Raw genomic sequence first — 19,939 nt, forward strand, 5'->3', positions numbered from 1 at the left:
TCTGGGTAAGGTCACTTTTCCACTGATCATATTTAATCGCCATAACTTTACTCCTACTTTAACAATATTTTAATTATCATATATTATGGCAAGAAAGTCAACCCTACCTAATTTTGCTTAGTGAGCACACTAACTATGAAACAATCTATATTACCATCAAAAACAGAATTTATATTGCCCACTTCATGTCCAGTTCTTAAATCCTTCACCATTTGATATGGATGCATAACGTACGATCTGATCTGATTGCCCCAGCCTATATCGCATTTTTTACCATATTCTTCAGCCATTTTCTGTTCTTTTTTTTCCAGTTCAATTTGGTATAAACGTCCTTTAAGTAATTTTAACGCCTCATCTTTATTTCTGTGTTGAGAACGACCATTTTGGCATTGAACTACAACACCAGTTGGAATATGCGTAATGCGTACTGCACTTTCAGTTTTGTTCACATGCTGACCGCCTGCTCCGGAAGCACGGTAGGTGTCGATCTTTAGATCCTTTTCATCCACAGCAATATCAATTGAATCTTCGATCACTGGAGTTACTCCTACACTTGCAAAACTGGTATGACGTTTACCATTTGCATCAAATGGCGATATTCTAACCAGCCTGTGAATTCCACTTTCACTTTTTGCCCACCCATAAGCTTTTTCTCCAACGATTTTTATCATTGCAGACTTTATACCAACTGACTCTCCTTCTAATTTTTCTACAACTTCAACTTTAAAGTTGTGATAAATTTCTGCCCACCTTATATACATGCGCATCAGCATTTCAGCCCAATCATTGCTCTCGGTTCCGCCAGCTCCTGAGTGGATTTCTAAAAAGCAGTTATTATTATCTGCTTCACCAGTAAATAAGGACTCTGTTTCTTTATACTTGATTAATTTCTCTAGCTTAGCTAATTCATTTTCAACTTCAGAGAAAAATTCTTCATCATTTTCATCAATAGCAGACTTCATTAAGCTGATGGCATCGTTGTAATCGCTTTCCAGCTTTAAAAACGACTCTACGTCATTCTTAATTTTAGAACGTTCTTTTAAAACTTCTTGTGCTTTTTGGTTATCTTGCCATAGGTCATCATTGGACGCTTGGGAGTCAAGCTCTTCAAGGCGCAACTTTAATTTTTCTATGTCAAAGACACCTCCTGATAAGAGAAATACTTTTATTTAAGCTTTGAAAGTGTTCAAGAATTTCTGGATAAGTTTTCATTATACTTTAGATTTTAATATATTTACTATCAATAACAATAACAGTAAACAAAATAGAAATTTAACCATATGATAGTTAATTTAAATAATTTCATTATACTTTAATGTTTAAGGAAATCAAGCGCGTATATTTATTAAAAAATAAGGTAAAGTAATGAATATTAAAATAAGTTCTCATTATGGTTTAGACAAAAAGGCTATTGATGACTTAATAGAGTCACTTGATAACGATGAGCTAGAGAATGTTCGTAATATTGTAAAAACGATAGATAGCGTTCAGTTAGCTTATTTTTTATCTACTTCAATCAGTGATCACAGGGAGAAATTAGTTAATATCCTCGATCAACATTTGTTAAGTGATGCCCTAGTGCATGTAGTGCCAGATTTACAAGTAGAGATCATAGAAACATTGGGAATAGAAAATACAGCAAAGTTACTAATGCTCCTTGATGTAGAAGATATAGTAACCATAGTGAAAGATTTAGATAGAAAGTCTGTAGAAAATATACTTTACTATTTGCCCAGCAAAACTCAGAAATCGGTAGAGGAGTTGCTATCATATCCAGAAGAAAGTGCAGGAAGGTTAATACATAAAGATATGGTTATAGCTCCATATTATTGGACAATAAATCAACTGACAGAATTTGTGTGCAACTATAAAAAAATACCAGAAAAATTTCACCAGATATTCATTATCAACTCAAAATTAGAGCCTATAGGCAGTGTTAATTTAAATAAGGTAATATCTCACTCAGGAGACACAATAATAAAAGAGATAATGGATCATGACATAAAAATCATTAAAACTGGAATAGACCAAGAGGAAGTAGCAAGAATATTTAAAGATTACTCTCTATTATCGGCTCCGGTAGTAAATAAGAATGGTAAAATTATTGGTGTGATCTTAATTGAAGATGTGATAAAAGTTGTTCAACAAGAAACAGAAGAGGATGTACTCAAAATAAGCGGTGTATCTTCTAAAGCCGATATAAATGCCCCTATACATAAAACTATAATTAAAAGGCTACCTTGGTTACTGTTTAACCTCTTAGCTGCAACAATGTGTTCCATAGTAGTTGGCTTTTTCGATGATGTAATAAAAAGTTTTATAGTACTACCAATAATCATGCCGATAATTGCATCAATGAGCGGAAATGCAGGATCCCAAACAGTAACGCTAACCATCCGGGCAATCGCAACAAAATATCTAACTGAGCAAAATGCAAAAAGAATACTGATGAAAGAATTTTTAATAGGTCTTATAAACGGGGTGATCTTATCTACTATTTCATTAGTAGTGTTAGCAATAAGGTTTCACAACTTCAAAGTGGAGATGATTTTTGTGGTCTCCATGATTATGATGTCAATTATTGCAACGTTCATCGGAACTTTCATTCCTATAATGCTTCATCGCTTAAAGTCTGACCCTGCCGTTTCTTCTTCAATCCTAACATCGGCAACAACTGATATTCTCTCAGCTTTTATATTTCTTGGTTTAGCTACGATCTTTTTATTAAACAGTTGACACTATCTATAGCTATACCGCGATTTATTCCATAGCTGTACGAACATTCATTTTTAAAGGTAAACTGTACAGCGAATGGTGTCATTCCAGTGCTCCTTTTTTTGTCATCCCAGTGCTTGACACTGGGATCCAGAAAAGTTTGCTTGTGAACAAGCAAACTAGTATGGAAAGTAGCTGATCTTACACTAAATGAATGTTTTTGATGAGGTTGCATAGAAGCTGGATTCCAGTGTCAAGCACTGGAATGACATCGTTTACTATGTGCCATATTGCAATGTTTGTACAGTTGTAGATTTATTCGCGGTATAGATTCCGCTAACGAGTAGCGGAATGACGGTTTTTCAAATTGTCGTAAGTCAGTTTAGCTATAATATCAAATTTCACAACTTCACCAACTATTTCTTTCTATTAAATAAGAATAAATTGCCTATACAAAAATAGATTGGCAATATTTCAAGTCTGCCAAGCAGCATTAAAAACGATAGAAATAATTTTACTTCATTACTGAAAGAGGAATAATTACCCGAAGGACCTATTAAATTACTAAATCCCGGGCCAGAGTTTGTAAGCGTTGCAGAGACTGAGCTGGTGCTAGTTATAAAGTCTGCATTGCTTAAGTAAGACATCACTATTGATGAAATGGTAAACGTTAACATGAAAATTGCAAAAAATATAAAGACAGAATGAACTTCATCATTCTCCAGAATTTTTCCATTGAATTTTACTCCATTGTCTGCATCAGGGTTTAATAAAAGGTAAAAGTAATTTCTTATAGACCTTAAAAGAACAATCAAGCGGAAGATTTTGACACCACCACTTGAAGAACCACTACATCCACCAACAAAGGTGAGAAAAAAAGCTAAGACTGAAATGAAACTCCAATCTATATGATTACAGATTGCATAACCAGTTGACGTAATTAAAGAGGTGATGGTAAATGTGCTGCATCTAAATGATAATGACACTCCTAAATCAACATTTTTATACAACCAAAAACAAGCAAATAAAGATGAAACAATAGCTATCTTAAAAAAGTAAGAGACCTGCTCATCATAGCAAATGTCTAACCGTCTTATGATTTTTAAATAGCTAAGAAAAGGCAGAGAACCCAAAATCATAAAAACGATCGTTATGGCTTCTAGTATGGGATTATTATAGTGCCCTATAGAATCATTATAGTTAGCAAATCCACCAGTTGATACAGCGGACATTCCGTGACATATTGCATCAAATAGTGGCATACCAGCTAGATAATAGGAAAATATGCATAACAAAATTAAGCCATAATATATTGCCGTAACATGAATTACTACGCTTCGCGTGTTCGGCAACTTCCTTTTGGTAGCATCTGAATATTCAGAATAAAGTAAATTATTTAGGCTGAGAATCTTGAGCATAGGAAACACTGCAATTCCTATAGTTATTACACCAAAACCCCCCATGCCATGCAGCATTGCTCTCCACAGCAGTATTCCCGGAGATTGCTTTTCAATATCATTAAATATAGTTGCTCCTGTGGTTGTGATGCCAGATATCGTTTCAAATAATGCATCAACATAGCTCAGATTATCAAAATAGAAAGGAATAGCTGCAAACAGAGACAAGGCAATCCAGGTGCAACTAGTAATCGCAAAAATTGCTGGCATTCCATGCAATCTACTCAATTTACCGAACAAAATAAAAGTTACGCCAGATGTGCAGGTAATTATGAATCCAGTGAGGAAATTTTTCCATTTGTAGCTGAGACATTTATTAGTAATAGCAGGAATAAGCATTGCTAAGCTAAACAGCAATAGGAATATTCCCACAATAAATACAATTGAACGCAAATTTTGTAAACGTTGATGATTTTTCATAGAGTTACTTCCTCGCTATACAAAGCCATAAAAGCTACTCTAACGTCAAGCATTTTGTTGGCCTTTATTAACAGTTATTAACAATATACTTGATTTACTTGTAAATATATGTGATAATTAAATTTTTATTAGAGGTAAGATATGGTTGAATTAACTAATGCACAAGAAGAAATTCTAGGTTCATTAAGACAGGCAGTCTGGAATGGCAATTTTCAAGAAGTCCAGAACGTACTCGACAATAATGAACATAATGATATACAAGCAGTTTTGAGCCACGAGGAGACTTTGACTAGTGACAAAGGTACCATTTTAAATGATGTTATTGGCTGTACTAAAACTAGCGTTAACACTAAAGTAGGGATCATTGAACTAATTTGGCAGAAAGCTGATCAAAAAACTCGTGATTTTTTGTGTTGTAGTACAATAGATAATTTTCGAAGATTTGGCAGTTATAACATACCTGCTCTTAAAACAGTTATTCAAGAAATGGAAGAGCACAAGAGGGTAATGGATTATGTAAATAACTTCCATGTAGTATGTACATCTCTTGATTCTAATGGCAATATTAACTGGAAACACATTGAAGAAGCATTCGACTATGGTGACGATCAGGAGAAAGTTTTTACACGTTTAGTGGGACAAAGCTCTAATAAAAATCTCTTGAGGGAAAATGTATTCTCGGATTCTGAAGAAGTAGAAGAAGCAGAAGTAGTAAAAGTGATAAAATTCCTTGAACTTTTCTACCAAAAAACTCCTGAGAAGTTTCGTCAATCCCTTTTTGGGCTTTCTGATAACAACACAGGTGGTTTTACGTTTTTGCTTCGCAATGGCCTAGAAAATTTTAAAGACCAACCGGAATTATACAAATTGTTCAACGACTTTATTCAAAAAGTTGACAATGACCTCAATGAACATGTGTCCGAAAAGCTTATAAAAGAACAAGCAAGAGAAGATGCAGAGTATATACGGAAATTAAAAGAACAAGAAACCGGAACCCCAGAAAAGAACGATACAAACTTCTTGAGTAAACACAAAGGGAAAATTGCTCTAGGCGTTGTTGGACTATGCGTAGTTGGTGCTATTGCAGCCTATGTGCTGGCATATCCTGTAGTTGCATTAGTTTTAGAAGTTTCAGCAGTTTCAGCATTGGCTGTACTAGCTTATATTGGAGGAGTTTGTGAGAAATCAGAAAGTCCAAATACGAAAAGTTTGAACCCGGTTGTTTCTGGGTGTTGCAACAACGCAGAACTGCCTAATCAGTAATCCATTGTCATCCCAGCGCGCCGCGCTGGGTCTGACTACGCTAGAACAAAGAATATAAAAGAAACGTTGCCGTCACGTGATATCATAAACCTTTGCTGAAGCTTTCTTTATATCTTCACTTGAAAGTGGAATTAGACCAAGCCTAGATAGGTACCCATCTTCAATGCCGATCGAATCTATAATTTCTTTTATGAATTCTCTTAATCCATCAACAGTATCCAGGTGTTCTTTCTTTATGTAAAGGTATAGAGGTCTTGCTAATATATATTTTCCCGATGATATATTTTCGTAAGTTGGCTCAATTCCTGCAATTGTGCTCCCTTGTATTTTATCTTGATTCCTCATTAAAAAGCTAAAACTAAATATCCCTAAGGCATTCTTGTTACTTTTCAATTTTTGTATTATTATGTTTTCATTAATTCCAACTTCTATATACCTTCCGTCATCCCTTATATTACCACATGCTTTCTTTCTTTCTTCCTGATTTTTGTAATTCTCTTTGAAAATTCTTGAGTTCATGCATGAATATTGATCAAGCATAATAGAATTAACCAAAGTTTCGTATGTGCCTGTATTTTGATGTGGACCATAAATTTCAATTTCTGTTTTTGGTAAGGCTTGATTTACATCAGACCAAAACTTCTTATTATTTTTTACTAATTTATCATTTTCTTGAGAATATGCAGATAAAGTTTCAAATAAGTCCTTCTTTGTGAAATCAAATCTATGGCTTTGATTTGAATTTGCAATGACAATTCCATCATAGCCAATGATGATCTCTATCACTTCATTAATTTTATTTCTTTTACATAGTTCTCTTTCTACTTCCTTCATAGGGCGAGATGAAGTGGTGATGTCTGGCGTGTCTTCCCCTATTCCTGAGCAAAACATTTTGAACCCTGATCCACTTCCTATTGATTCCACAACTGGAGTCTTAAAAGGGAATACACGATTGAACTCCTCGGCTATAAACGAGATAAAAGGAAAAACAGTTGAAGATCCAACAATTCTGATGTATTTCCTGGCATCAGCATTTGATAGCGGCGTGAATAATACGAATACAAAAATCAGGAGAAAGTTTCTAAGCATTATTTTTAGTTAAGAACATAAATCTAATTATTGTAACAAAAAATCAAACTGAAAAGCTTTAATTTTCTCTTGTGATTGACCTATAGCTAATCCAATTGACCGCTATTTCAATTGCATGAACATTGTAACAATGGTGTCTGCAAGCAGCTTACTGTACGAACATTGTGATTTGAGAGCAATTTTCACTAGGAGGATGTCATCCCAGTGCCCAGACACTGGGATCCAGTTCTTATTACCTGGTAAGTTTTCTGGATTCCAGACTGGAATGACATCGTTTACCATGTACAATTTGTTAGTTAATAATCCATTGTCATCCCAGCGTCATGCGCATAACTGTACGAACATTGTGATTTGAGAGCAATTTCCACTAGGAGGATGTCATCCCAGTGCCCAGACACTGGGATCCAGTTCTTATTACCTGGTAAGTTTTCTGGATTCCAGACTGGAATGACATCGTTTACCATGTACAATTTGTTAGTTAATAATCCATTGTCATCCCAGCGCCATGCGCATAACTGTACGAACATTGTGATTTGATACAAGCTACTTGCATGACAAAAGCTACAGTTTACATTTAAATTTTATTTTATATTATTGTAAGTATTACACAACTTTAAGGAACAGTTATGGCAGTTATGCCAGATAAATGGATAAGAGAAAAAGCTGAAAATTTTGGAATGATAGAACCTTTTGTGAATCACAAAAGCAGCAAAGGTGTTATATCTTTCGGACTATCATCTTATGGTTACGATGCAAGAGTGGATAATAAATTTAAAATTTTTACTAACGTTAATTCAGCTATCGTGGACCCTAAAAATTTTTCTGAGAATAGTTTTATAGATAAAGAAACAGACGTATGCATAATTCCACCAAATAGCTTTGTGCTTGCAAGCACAGTGGAATATTTTCGTATACCAAGGAATGTACTGGTCATTTGTGTTGGTAAATCAACTTACGCAAGGTGTGGAATTATAGTAAACGTTACTCCCTTAGAACCTGGATGGGAAGGTCATGTCACACTCGAATTCTCAAACACCACTCCACTTCCTGCAAAAATTTACGCTAATGAAGGCGCATGCCAATTCGTATTTTTAAGCGGCGAAAGTGAGTGTGAGAAATCATATGATGATATGAAAGGAAAATATATGAATCAGCATGGTATCACTTTGCCGCTGGTGAAGTGATTGCCATGAGAGTGGTAATTTTTCACTTCCGCACTTTTTCATTGTTGCTTACAATAATTATAGCTACACCATGTGCTTTTCTTAATTAAAAACTTCAATTATTAATTGTAAGTTACTGAATTTCTTATCATAGCATCTGTCATCCAAGTAGCCCCTTTCTTGTCATCCCAGTGCCTTGACTACTTGGATCCAGCTTTCTATGTGACCTCATCAAAAATGTTTATTTTTCAGCCATTTTTATACTTATCAACTCAGTGTGCTTGTTTACAATTAAAATTCCTGGATCCCAGTGTCAAGCACTGGGATGACAAAGGAGGAAGCACTGGGATGACAAGGTTATAGGTGTCATCCAAGTAGCGTGACACTTGGATCTTTTCTCAACAATTTCAAAAAAATCTATCAAAAAGGAGGATTATCATGTCCACAATAATTTTATCATCAATTTTTGGTCAAGCAGGCAGCATTTTTGGGCCAATTGGCCGGATTATCGGCTCAGAACTTGGTGCTCTTCTTGGTGCACAGCTAGATGGGGCAATGTTCGGCCTTGAAGCCGAGCAAAAAGTAACGCATGGGGCAAGGCTAAAAAATCTGCAAGTTCAAACCTCAACCTACGGCAGAACGATCCCAATTATCTATGGCACTGCTCGTGTTGCAGGGAATATTATTTGGGCACAGCCAATAAAAGAAGAGGCGATAACCACCAAAAGTAAAATTGGAAGAGGTATGAACGTTACATATAATTACTATGCAACGCTTGCAATTGCGATCTGCAAGGGGAAAGTAGAAAAATTAAACAGAATCTGGGCAGATACAACATCACTTAGCTTTGATGAAATAGATTATACTTTTTACAGCGGCAGAGAAGACCAAAATCCTGATCCATTCATATCATCAATTGAAGGTGAGAAGAATGTACCAGCTTATAGGGGAATATCTTACATAGTTATCAAGAATTTTCCTTTAGCAGACTATAACAATCGCGTCCCGATATTTACATTTGAAGTGCGAACTGCATTAAAACCCAGTGGATTTTCAATAGCAGAAAATATTCGGAATATCAATATAATACCAGGCTCAGGAGAGTTTGTATATGATACAAAAATACAGAAGAAAATCGCGCAAGAGAAAATAAGCAGCAACCAATATATCCCGTATGGACTGGCGCAAAGGGTAAATCACAACAACCACACTAAAAAGAGCGATGCAGTGCTTTCTTTGGATCAATTAAAGGGAGATTTACCAAATGTTGAGTGGGTATCGGTAGTAGTCAATTGGTTTGTGAATGATCTGAACATTAAAGATTGTAAAATATATCCTGCAGTTGAATTTCAAGATGATTCCGCAATATTACCTGATGATTGGCAAGTAGGGGATGTAACCAGAAATAATGCTCAGCTAATTTCAAAAGATGCGAGTGGAAACCCAAGGTATGGTGGCACAGTTAGTGATGCAGCGCTAATAAGATATATAGAAGAGCTGCATAGCAGAGGCTACAAGGTGATGCTCTATCCGATGCCCTTGCTTGACACAAAGAACAAAGAGTGGCGAGGAAAATTGAGCGGGACTCCTGGGGATATAAGTGATTTTTTTGAGAATCAATATAACAAATTTATAGAGCATTATGCAAGCATTGCCAAACAAACTAAAGTGGAAGGGTTTATCATCGGTTCTGAACTTGTGCGGCTTACCAAAATTAGAGATGAACAAGGTAATTACCCTGCCGTTATAGAGCTAGTTAAGCTTGCAAAGCGAATAAAACTTCAGCTTGGAAAAGAAGTAACGGTAACTTACGCTGCTGATTGGAGTGAATACCATTCATATGATGGTTGGTATAATATGGATGAACTGTGGTCTTCAGAGTACATCGACGTTGTTGGCATAGATGCTTATTTTCCACTGACTGATGGTCCAGAGCCTCCTTTTGGCTATTCTGCGGAAGATGTAATGGGTGGTTGGAGCAGTGGAGTGGGGTATGATTATTTCTATGATTACTCAAAGGGTGAGCCTGAAAGAGTAAAGTATAACGACAGCAGGTATGCGTGGAAAAACATAGCAAAATGGTGGAGTGAAACTCACATAAATCCAGGTGGTAGTAAAACGAAATGGCAACCAAAAATGAAAAAAATATGGTTTACTGAGTATGGATTTCCCAGTATGAACGGCTGCACTAATGAGCCAAATGTGTTTGTTGATAAAGGCAGCATAGAGAGCAAATATCCACGATATTCAAACGGAGAGGTGAGCTTTCTTTCGCAAAAAATTGCAATTGAAGGAACGCTAAAGAAGTGGCAAAGCTCGGAAATGGTAGAAAAAATGTTTCTCTGGGCGTGGGATGCAAGGCCATTTCCTTATTTCCCCAATTTGTGTGATATGTGGACTGACTGCCATAATTGGCAGACAGGACATTGGATTCAGGGAAAGCTTTCACAGCTTAATATTTCCGATGTTTTATCGGATCTGTTACAAAAAACAGGTTTAAAAAGCGATCAGTTCGATACAAGCAACGTCAAAGGGTTATTGTCTGGGTATGTGATAAACGACCAGCAATCGGTACGTTCAATTATTAAAATGCTGCAAAGTTGCTATTTTTTTGATGTGGTTGAACAGGACTCTAAACTGAAATTTGTCCAAAAGGGCAGGGGAGTTATAACTGTAGTGCCAATTGGTGAAACGGTTTTCAGTAACAATTCAAAACTTGCTAATATCAGTCAATTAGATTTAAACAATAAAGTTAACATCGTTTACTTTAACCGCAATTTTGGCTATCCAATTGATGTTAAATACGCTGAGTTGCCAAAGCAAGGCACTGCTATAACAGTTGAAATACCGCTGATTATGGAGGAGGGGGAGGCGCAAAATATCGCTGAGGTTTTACTTTATTCTTCGTGGCAAGAGAGAAATATATACAATTTCAAGCTGCCGATAAAATATGCGTGGCTTGTGCCAAGTGATGTAATAACGATTTTAGACGGTGAGAAAAAGCATACGGTGAGAATTATAAAAACAAAATTTGAAAGCATGTCCATTCAAGTAAGCGGTGTTGGTTATGATCGCTCTATATATAAGCTCTCTTTTCCTTCAACAAGGTCACTTATGCTGAAGGAATACCCTCCTTCTCACATCAGCAAAACCATCATAGAAATGATAGATTTACCGCATATTAAAGGTAATAACGCAAGCTTTACTTTAATTAGTGAGGAAAAGAATTGGAAGGGAGCAACGCTCTTTATTTCGTACAACGATAAGGATTATAAGCCTATCGCAAGCACAAATAAGCAGTCTACTTACGGATATGTAATGGAATTAACAAATGAGGGAATTACAGTAGTGTTGCGTTTTGGTAAGCTGCGAGGAATTATCGATTCAAATTCAGCATTAATCGGAAAAGAGATAGTGAAATTCCATAGTGCTGAACTAATAGATAAAAATAAATATAAGCTTAGCAACCTAATCAGAGGACAAGAAGATACTAAAGAATATGATCATGCCACAGGTGAAAAATTTGTTCTACTTGATGATTCAATAATATCTTTCGAAGTGCAAATGGGGAAAAAGTTTTACCTAAAAGCAGTGACTTACGGTGACTCGCTGGAAAATACGGAAGTGAAAGTGATAAATTCATTTAGTAATTGAAATTTAATAAAGTAAGTGCTAGAATTAATATACAGGTATTAATGGTAGAGATATAACATGTCAAAGGAAATGGTCAATGCGTTGAAAGCTGAAGTGAAGAAGCTCAAATATGCTGATTTCAAAGCTAACACTTGGGACGAAGTAATTTCTGGTGAGGGAACATATAAGGATCTTAATAGAACACACGGCCTTGCTATTAACGGACAAAAAATAACTAATGAATTTATTAACAATCTGTATTCAAAACATAAAAATCTAATTCTACGGGATGAAAACGGAAAAGGGAATTATCGTCCATTTCTCAGACAAATTTTTACAGAAATGTTTAAACACGTTGGTGCAACAATTCCCAATAACTCTATTATTGAGGAGTTAATAAATAACTATTATCAGGGCGGATATACTCATTTTCTTCCTAATGATATGAGTCAAGCTCTTGGATCTTTTCATTTGTCAACGCAAAGCAGCTGTATGACAGGAGAGTATATTATGGATTGTCGTGAACCCAATTGTATAAAGCTTAGTTTTAGCATGAAATATACAAAAATGCTTAACTATGATGATTGTACATATATCGAAACACCAGGTTTTTGCAGTTCAGCGGAGTTTAAACTGAAATGTGAAGATAAAAATGTAACATATGAAGATGGTAAAGTACTTCTTACCATTCCTAAAGAGCTAAAAAACTACAAAGTAAGTGGTAAGAATTTGTTTGATGTTATTGTTGAATATTTTCAGAAGCTTTGCGAAAAATTGGGCTTTAAATTTGAGACAAAAGTGGAACATAGCCTTGGTGAACCACTAAAGGTAGTAAGTGAGGCAAATGTATCTTCTGTTGAAGACTTAAAGCTTAAAGTGAATAATCAAAGATAAGATATTGAAATTCGTGCTTTTTATGATTTGAGCTTAAGATTCCAGTGTCAAAGCACATAACTGTACGAACATTGTGATTTGAATCCACTAGGAGGGTGTCATCTAAGTAGCCTCCTTCTCCTGTCATCCCAGTGCCATGACTACTTGGATCCAGAAACTTAATTGCAAGTAAGTAAACTGCTTTGATGAAATTGTATAATGGAAACTAGATCCAAGTAGTCATGGCACTGGGATGACACCCTACTGGATAGAGCCTTCACAGGCTTTTTCTCGAATAGCTACTCTTAATTTCAGTAGTTAAATTAATATACTAATGAAAAAAATACATTATAATTAAGTATATTTAATCCAGTAAATCATTAAGTGAAAACAGCTCTTTCGCAAAATATCATCTCTCTTATTATGATATTGTCTGTAGCAATTGTCGATATGGCAACTGACCTATACTCAGTTGCACTACCAAGCATTGCCAATTATTTTAAAGTAGAAGGCAGTGTAGTGCAGCTTACAATTAGCTTGAATCTAGTTGGATTTGCGGTGTCTGGATTAATTTATGGTCCATTATCGGACCATTATGGTAGGCGTCCAATGATGCTGATTGGTATGACAATTTTTACTTTGGCAAGTGTCATGTGTTATATAGCCGACAGTATTGCGCTCTTGATACTAATTCGCTTCATACAAGGAACAGGGGCTGGTGTTGCAGGTGTTGTTGGGTATGCAGCAATAAGGGATATGTACTCGGGTAGTGAATACTCGAGAGTAATTTCAAAATTAAATATGGTTGTGGCACTCTCACCTGGAATAGCTCCAGTGGTGGGCAGTTATATAATTTCACATGGTTATCATTGGAAATTTTTGTTTTTTATTATGTCACTCGCAGCAATTGCTATACTTATTTTTATCTACTTTAAGTTACAAGAAACACTCACTGTAAGTAAAAATGAAACCAGTATAACTAACATAACTACTAATATCTTCAAGCAATATATATCAATATTTAGAAATTATCGTTTCCTTGGGTTTTCAGCCATTCATGGATTAACTTTCATGTGGCTTTGGGCATACATTGCTAACTACCCGTTCATATTTGAATCGATGGGCATTGAAGTACAGTATTTTGGCTACCTCATATCGATCATAGTCATATTTTACATAATTGGAAATTTAATTAATAGAAGGTATGTACCAAAAGTAGGGGTTAGCAAAATGCTAATAATAGGTTTGGTGTTACCGATAATATCCGATAGTTTATTGGTATATTTTTATTTCGCGGACAAGTTAAATATATTAATTCTTCAAACTGTTTGGATTCCAGCTAATATCGGACTTGCATTAATAATAAGCAATAACGTAACTTCTGCTTTAGAAACGATCAAAGGTATAGGGCTTGGTAGTGCAGTCCTCTCATTCTGCAATATGATGTTTGGGGCTATTGGAATATATATAGTAGGAAAATTTTTTCGCTATGGTATTTTACCAAATTTACTATTAACAATAGCATGCTCTACAATTGCAATTCTTATGTACAGCCGGCTCAAATATACTGAAAACATGGGGAATAGCCATTATTTACGTGATCCAGGAACATAGAGCTCATGGGTTATTAATGACTTTATCATGATAATATAATTTTACAGGGGGTGAGAGCTCATAGATTATTAACGACTTTATCATAACAATATAGTTTTACAGGAGGTATGGGATGAGCAATTCAAACAGAGATATAAATGCTGATTTGTTTTCTGCTCTTATAAAAGGTAGTACTAATGAAGTAAAGCGTCTAATAAGTGAAGGAGCAGATGTTAATGCAGTAGATGAAAATGGAAACACTCCTTTACATTGGGCTGCTATAAATGGCGATGCAGAGATAGTAAAGGATCTATTGGGCAAAGGAGCAAATGTTAATGCAGTAGGACCTACAAATCTGATTCCTCTACATTTTGCTGCTGAAAATGGCGATGCAGAGATAGTAAAGGATCTATTGGGCAAAGGAGCAAATGTTAATGCAATAGATGAACGTAACAGAACTCCTCTACATTTTGCTGCTGAAAAGGGCCATGCAGAGATAGTAAAAGATCTATTGGACAAAGGGGCAAATGTTAATGCAGAGGATGATAATGGAAATACTCCTTTAGGTTTAGCCGCTGATGAAGAAATAAAAACTCTATTGCAAAACGCAGAAAAAACTGATGATGTTAATCCAGTATTGCAAGATGATGAAGAAGAAAGCCAAGTTTCACAAAATGCTGATTTATTTGAGGCTATTAAAGGAGATAATATTAATGAAGTAAAGCGTCTAATAAGCGAAGGAGCAGATGTTAATGCATTAGATGGAAACCGATTTACTCCTTTACGGCATGCTATTGTCAAAGGAGACAAAGATATGGTCTCGCTTTTAATTGATAACAAAGCAGATGTTAATGCACAGTCTGAAACTGGACGCGCTCTTTTACATGTTGCTGTTGACGAAGCCAACAAAACGCAACCACTCGATACAAGCATAATAGAAGCTCTATTAAAAGTAGAAGGAATCAACGTTAATGCAGTAGATAAAGATAGAAAGACTCCTTTACATGAAGCTGCTAAAAGTTACAATCAGCAAATAGTAACAGTTCTATTAGAAGCAAAAGGAATTTATGTTACTCCACTAGATAATACTCGCAGCACTCCTTTAAATCTTGCCTCTCAACAAGGCAGGCAACATATAGTAAAAATTCTAGAAGAAACGCAAAAGGACATCGAAGCTTTGTATTCAGCCGTTAAAAGTGATAATTATGAGGAAGTTCAAAGTCTATTAAGTAAAAAAGTAAACGTTAATTCAATAGACAACGATGGAAAAACTCTTTTACATTTTGCTGCTATAAAGGGCAATGTAGAAATAGTAAGAGCTCTAATACAAACAGGGGCAGATGTTAATATAGCAGATAAAAATGGAAGGGTTCCTTTATTTGAAGCTGCTTTCTATGGTCATAAAGATGCAACTGAAGTTTTATTAAATAATGGAGCAAATGTTGATACAGTAATGGAATCACTTCTTCAGAGTATGATGGAATATAATTACAATAGTAGCCATAAAGATATAGTTAAAGCTTTATTAAACAAGGGAGCAAATGCTGATGCAGTAGATTCATATGGACATACTCTTTTGCATTGGGCTGCTAGAGAAGGTTATACGGATATAGCAGAACTTTTATTAGAAAAAGGAGCGAATGTTAATATACAAGATAACGATCTATGGACTCCTTTACATTTTGCTACAAAAAATAAAGTGTTTATGGGTTATGCAGATCGTCCAGCAAACGCCTCTGCGGAAACAGTAAAATTCTTAATAAAAAAAGGAGCAGATGTTAATATAGAAAATGAAGATGGAAATACTCCTTTCAAATTAGCCACTGATGAAGGAATAAAAACTCTATTGCAACCAGCAGAAAAATCTGATGATGGTTCAGCGGGTGGATCATCGACAGATAGTGAAGGGGGTCAAGAGGAAGAAAAACGAGTAGGTGATGATACTGAACTACAATCAGATAATAGCAAAGAAGGGGAAAAAACCAGCACCACCAGTGCAGAACAAGGAACTGGTGTAAGCAACGGTAGTCAACCTACGGGATCTACACAAAATAAGGGAGGACAAACCAGCACCACCAGTGCAGAACAAGGAACTGATGTACAAGACAACGATGTAGGTCCTGTTGCTTCCACAGAACCTGCACAAACAGAAGAACAGCCGAGCTCTTTTTTTGGTAGTTTGTTTAGTATACTTATGAAGCCTTTTTCATTAGTTGCATCATTTTTTGGTGGGTTTTTTTCATGGTTATTTTGTTTTGATGAGCCAACACAATCATCATCTGAATCTGACCAACCAGTTGTATTAGAATCACCAAGTAGTTCAGAAGGCAATGACATAATATAGCCAGAGGTTTACTAGATTCCAGCGTCACGCGCTGGAATGACATGGTGGTATGTATTCAAGTAGCTGACACTGGTTCCTTTATGACGCTGTCATCCTAGTATCTTCCCCTGTCATCCCAGTGCCCAGAGACTGGGATCCAGGAAACTTAACTTTAAATAAGTGGCTGCATAATAAAGACTAGATTCCAGTGTCAAGCACTGGAATGACACCCTTTTTGGGTCTTCTAAGTAGCCTATATGATGTCATCCCAGTGTCAAGCACTGGGATCCAGCTTTTTCATAATCATCAAAACGTTGTATTTTAACATAAAACGGCTACTTTTATGCTTACCAACTCAATAAAATTCCTGGATCCCAGTCTCTGGGCACTGGGATGACACCTCTGGGCACTGTCGTCATAAAGGAACCAGTGTCAAGCACTGGAATGACATCATTGGATAACGTCACGCGCTGGAATGACAAAGAAGAGTGGGCTTTCATATGGTTATGCAAGAAGTCTACTGAATGTAAACCAGTTTCTCACACACACATTTTACCACATGATCGGCGCTGATATTAAAATGCTCATAAAGTGTTTTATAAGGTGCTGATTCTCCGAAGCTTTTCATGCCAATAAATATACCGTTTGAACCTATGTATTTATGCCAACCCATTTCACTTCCGGCTTCAATTGCAACTTTAATGCTGTCATTATTTAATATTGCCGCTTTATATTCATCGCTTTGCTCGTCAAAAAGCCTCCAGCATGGCATAGAAACAATCCTTGTACCTATACCCTTTTCCTGCAATTTCTCCCTTGCTTCAACTGCAATTTCAACCTCGGACCCCGTAGCAAATATCGTCACTTTTAATTCTTTTGAACATTCACACAAAATATATGCACCAAACTTCGATAAATTAGCAGATTGATCGATATCAGAGTAGAACTTGCGCATGTAACTTACGTTTTGCCTTGAGAGCGCAAACAGTGCTGGAGATTCTTTCTTTTCGAGTGCAATGCTAACACACTCCAGAGTTTCAACTGCATCGGCTGGCCTAAAAACATATAGATTTGGTATAGCACGCAAAGAGGCTAAATGCTCTATTGGCTGATGAGTTGGGCCATCTTCTCCCACTCCAATTGAGTCGTGAGTCATGACATACATAACCTGCTGCCTCATCAGAGCTGAAAGACGTATAGCAGGACGACAATAGTCGGAAAATACCAAAAAAGTGCCGCCATAAGGAAGAATCGCGCCGTGAAGTGCCATACCATTCATACATGCTGCCATAGCGTGCTCTCTCACTCCATAGTGGACATAAGAGCCACTATAATTATTGCTATTTATTACCTGCATGTGCTTATATTTAGTGCAATTTGACCCAGTAAGATCAGCAGAACCGCCGATTAATTCCGGCATAGACTCAGTTAAAAGTTCCATTACTCTGCCGAAAGAAGATCGAGTAGCTTCGTTTGGCATTGTCTCGTGTATTTGTTTCTTCAGGTCAGCTAAAACACCAGCGATATTATCTGGTAGATGTTTATCTAACCGTCTTTGAAGTTCTGCATGATACCCTGTCATCCCAGCATTCTCTTCTGTCATCCCAGTACTCTCTCTTGTCATCCCAGTGCTTGACACTGGGATCCATTCTTTTTCTTCTTTCCTGGATTCCAGCGTCACGCGCTGGAATGACATCGTGTAGTTTTGTTTTGCTCTCTCAACAGTTTTGTTCCAGGCATTTTTCACATCTTCTGGTACATGGAATGGTTCATAATTCCAGTTTAATTTCTCTCTCATCTGTTTTATGTCTTCCTCCGAAAAAGCACCACTGTGAGCAGAGGATGTGCCAGCACGGCTTGAAAATTTTCCGATAATGGTTTTGCAGCAGATCATTGTAGGTTTACCAGACTTTTTTGCTTGCTCTATTGCAAAGGATATGGCATCAAAATCGTGGCCATCAATTTTGTCAACATTCCATCCATACGCTAAGAAGCGTTTCTCTACATCATCAGAGCAGGAAAGGCAAGTAGCGCCATCTATAGAGATATCATTATCATCAAAAAGAGCTATGAGCTTATTCAATTTAAGATGCCCAGCAAGTGATGCTACCTCATGGCTTATTCCTTCCATAAGACAGCCATCCCCTAGCATCACGTAAGTGTAGTGATTGATTCTGAATTGCTTTTTAAGGATTGATTCAGCAAGTGCCATGCCAACAGCAGCGGCAAACCCCTGACCGAGCGGGCCTGTTGTTGCCTCTACCCCGGAAGTCAAGCCGAACTCTGGATGACCTGGGGTCTTGGATCCCATTTGCCTGAAGTTTTTTAGCTCATCTATGCTAATATAACCTGTCAAATATAATATTGAGTATAGTAACATTGACCCATGGCCGTTTGATAAAACAAAGCGATCTCTATTGAACCATTTAGAATCATCAGGATTATGATTCAGATATTTAGCAAACAAAACAGTTGCAACATCTGCCATGCCAAGTGGCATACCTGGGTGCCCAGAGTTTGCTTTTTGTACTGCATCAATTGATAAAAAACGGATGGCGTTTGCCATAGATTCCAAAGGTAGATGATTCATAGAAAAACTTAAAAATAAAGTATAAAAGATTATACCAGCAAAAACAAGTTGACACTGAGTGCTAAAATCCTTAATAATCTAGAGTTGAATCGTGAGAGTTTTTATATGACAACTGTTATCACTAGAAAGTATAGGATTAGCCGTAGACTTGGTGTAAATTTATGGGGTAGAGCTAAAGACCCAGTAAACAAAAGGAAATACCCTCCAGGTCAACATGGTATTCTTGGATTCAAGAAGTTATCTGACTTTGGTAAGCAGTTTGCTGCACATAAGAAATTTAAGTTTTACTATGCGATTTCAAGTAAGCAGCTCAGACGTACATTTTTAGATGCTTATAACAGAAAGGGTTATACGGCTGATAATTTTATCGGTATCTTAGAATCGAGATTAAGTTCTGTTTTATACCACTCTGGTCTTGTTCCAACAATTTACTCAGCAAAGCAGCTCATATCTCATAAGCACGTTACAGTTAATGATAAGGTGGTTAACATATCGAGTTATCGAGTGAAGCCAGGTGATATAATAAAAATAAGAGAAAGGGCAGCAAAAATCCCTGTAGTAGTAGAGGCTGAACAAAAACAAGAGCGCAAGGCTCCGGATTATTTAGAAGCAGATAGTAAAGAGCATTCAGTGAAGTATTTGAGGTCACCTCAATATTCTGAGGTTCCTTATTCAGCAGACATGGAAGTCAATTTAGTAGTAGAGTTTTACTCTAGATAGATAAAAAAAGCCCGTGTGGCGGAATCGGTAGACGCAGCGGACTTAAAATCCGTGGGTTTTGCGACCTTGGGAGTTCAAGTCTCCCCATGGGCACCAATTT

17 protein-coding genes and 1 tRNA gene are annotated in these 19,939 nt (G+C 36.5%); 9 read left to right on the plus strand and 9 right to left on the minus strand.

The window, feature by feature from the left end; genetic code table 11:
- Positions 1-107: 107 nt before the first annotated feature.
- A protein-coding gene (prfB, locus tag AAGD93_RS02990; RefSeq protein ID WP_141456981.1) for a peptide chain release factor 2 occupies positions 108-1,212 on the minus strand; the annotation gives its coding sequence in 2 pieces (ribosomal slippage) (positions 108-1,136 and positions 1,138-1,212; 1,104 coding nt in all).
- A gap of 153 nt (positions 1,213-1,365) precedes the next feature.
- On the opposite strand from prfB, the gene mgtE reads away from it, so the two are divergent.
- Positions 1,366-2,736 carry a magnesium transporter gene (gene mgtE, locus AAGD93_RS02995; RefSeq protein WP_341819825.1) on the plus strand — a complete coding sequence of 457 codons (1,371 nt, stop codon included), beginning with the start codon at positions 1,366-1,368 and terminating at the stop codon, positions 2,734-2,736.
- Here mgtE and AAGD93_RS03000 read toward each other — a convergent pair.
- A complete protein-coding gene (locus AAGD93_RS03000; RefSeq protein ID WP_341819826.1) occupies positions 2,711-2,950 on the minus strand; it encodes a hypothetical protein in 240 nt (79 codons plus the stop codon). The two genes, mgtE and AAGD93_RS03000, sit on opposite strands and share 26 nt — an antisense overlap.
- 181 nt (positions 2,951-3,131) lie before the next feature.
- Entirely contained in the window at positions 3,132-4,592 is a 1,461-nt protein-coding gene (locus AAGD93_RS03005; protein ID WP_341819827.1) for a TrkH family potassium uptake protein, read from the minus strand.
- 141 nt (positions 4,593-4,733) lie between these two features.
- Here AAGD93_RS03005 and AAGD93_RS03010 point away from each other — a divergent pair, with 141 nt between their 5' ends.
- A complete protein-coding gene (locus AAGD93_RS03010; protein WP_341819828.1) occupies positions 4,734-5,855 on the plus strand; it encodes a hypothetical protein in 1,122 nt (373 codons plus the stop codon).
- 72 nt (positions 5,856-5,927) lie between these two features.
- Here the strand turns inward: AAGD93_RS03010 and AAGD93_RS03015 are convergent, their stop codons facing one another.
- The 3 genes from AAGD93_RS03015 to AAGD93_RS03025 all read right to left on the minus strand — a co-directional run bounded on the left by AAGD93_RS03015 (position 5,928) and on the right by AAGD93_RS03025 (position 7,471).
- Positions 5,928-6,944 carry a substrate-binding domain-containing protein gene (locus AAGD93_RS03015; protein WP_341819829.1) on the minus strand — a complete coding sequence of 339 codons (1,017 nt, stop codon included), beginning with the start codon at positions 6,942-6,944 and terminating at the stop codon, positions 5,928-5,930.
- Between the two features lie 102 nt (positions 6,945-7,046).
- Positions 7,047-7,226 (minus strand): hypothetical protein, encoded by a 180-nt coding sequence (locus tag AAGD93_RS03020; protein ID WP_341819830.1) that lies wholly within the window; start codon positions 7,224-7,226, stop codon positions 7,047-7,049.
- Positions 7,227-7,240: 14 nt separating this feature from the next.
- The gene (locus AAGD93_RS03025; RefSeq protein WP_341819831.1) at positions 7,241-7,471 is read right to left on the minus strand and encodes a hypothetical protein; all 231 of its coding nucleotides are present in this window, start codon (positions 7,469-7,471) and stop codon (positions 7,241-7,243) included.
- Between the two features lie 99 nt (positions 7,472-7,570).
- On the opposite strand from AAGD93_RS03025, the gene dcd reads away from it, so the two are divergent.
- From dcd to AAGD93_RS03040, 3 genes are all read left to right on the plus strand, one after another.
- Entirely contained in the window at positions 7,571-8,128 is a 558-nt protein-coding gene (gene dcd / locus AAGD93_RS03030) for a dCTP deaminase (RefSeq protein ID WP_006280485.1), read from the plus strand.
- A gap of 417 nt (positions 8,129-8,545) precedes the next feature.
- Complete coding sequence (locus AAGD93_RS03035) at positions 8,546-11,761, plus strand: glycoside hydrolase TIM-barrel-like domain-containing protein (protein WP_341819832.1); 3,216 nt, start codon at positions 8,546-8,548, stop codon at positions 11,759-11,761.
- A gap of 57 nt (positions 11,762-11,818) precedes the next feature.
- Entirely contained in the window at positions 11,819-12,634 is an 816-nt protein-coding gene (locus tag AAGD93_RS03040) for a hypothetical protein (protein WP_341819833.1), read from the plus strand.
- On the opposite strand, the gene AAGD93_RS03045 is transcribed toward AAGD93_RS03040, so the two are convergent.
- Entirely contained in the window at positions 12,612-12,761 is a 150-nt protein-coding gene (locus tag AAGD93_RS03045; protein WP_265034296.1) for a hypothetical protein, read from the minus strand. The genes AAGD93_RS03040 and AAGD93_RS03045 overlap by 23 nt on opposite strands.
- 275 nt (positions 12,762-13,036) lie before the next feature.
- Between AAGD93_RS03045 and AAGD93_RS03050 the strand changes: the two genes are divergently transcribed.
- Both AAGD93_RS03050 and AAGD93_RS03055 read left to right on the plus strand, forming a co-directional pair.
- Complete coding sequence (locus tag AAGD93_RS03050) at positions 13,037-14,227, plus strand: multidrug effflux MFS transporter (protein WP_341819900.1); 1,191 nt, start codon at positions 13,037-13,039, stop codon at positions 14,225-14,227.
- A 112-nt stretch (positions 14,228-14,339) separates the two neighbouring features.
- Entirely contained in the window at positions 14,340-16,550 is a 2,211-nt protein-coding gene (locus AAGD93_RS03055) for an ankyrin repeat domain-containing protein (protein ID WP_341819834.1), read from the plus strand.
- Positions 16,551-16,876: 326 nt separating this feature from the next.
- Here the strand turns inward: AAGD93_RS03055 and AAGD93_RS03060 are convergent, their stop codons facing one another.
- Positions 16,877-17,029 (minus strand): hypothetical protein, encoded by a 153-nt coding sequence (locus tag AAGD93_RS03060; RefSeq protein WP_341819835.1) that lies wholly within the window; start codon positions 17,027-17,029, stop codon positions 16,877-16,879.
- Between the two features lie 17 nt (positions 17,030-17,046).
- Positions 17,047-19,119, minus strand: coding sequence for a transketolase (tkt, locus tag AAGD93_RS03065; RefSeq protein WP_341819836.1), 2,073 nt, complete (start codon positions 19,117-19,119; stop codon positions 17,047-17,049).
- A gap of 105 nt (positions 19,120-19,224) precedes the next feature.
- On the opposite strand from tkt, the gene rpsD reads away from it, so the two are divergent.
- A complete protein-coding gene (gene rpsD, locus AAGD93_RS03070; protein ID WP_010962555.1) occupies positions 19,225-19,839 on the plus strand; it encodes a 30S ribosomal protein S4 in 615 nt (204 codons plus the stop codon).
- 9 nt (positions 19,840-19,848) lie between these two features.
- Positions 19,849-19,935, plus strand: a tRNA-Leu gene (locus tag AAGD93_RS03075).
- Positions 19,936-19,939 lie beyond the last annotated feature (4 nt).

It is taken from the genome of Wolbachia endosymbiont (group A) of Brachyopa scutellaris (assembly GCF_964026995.1).
In the GTDB taxonomy this organism is placed as follows: domain Bacteria; phylum Pseudomonadota; class Alphaproteobacteria; order Rickettsiales; family Anaplasmataceae; genus Wolbachia; species Wolbachia pipientis.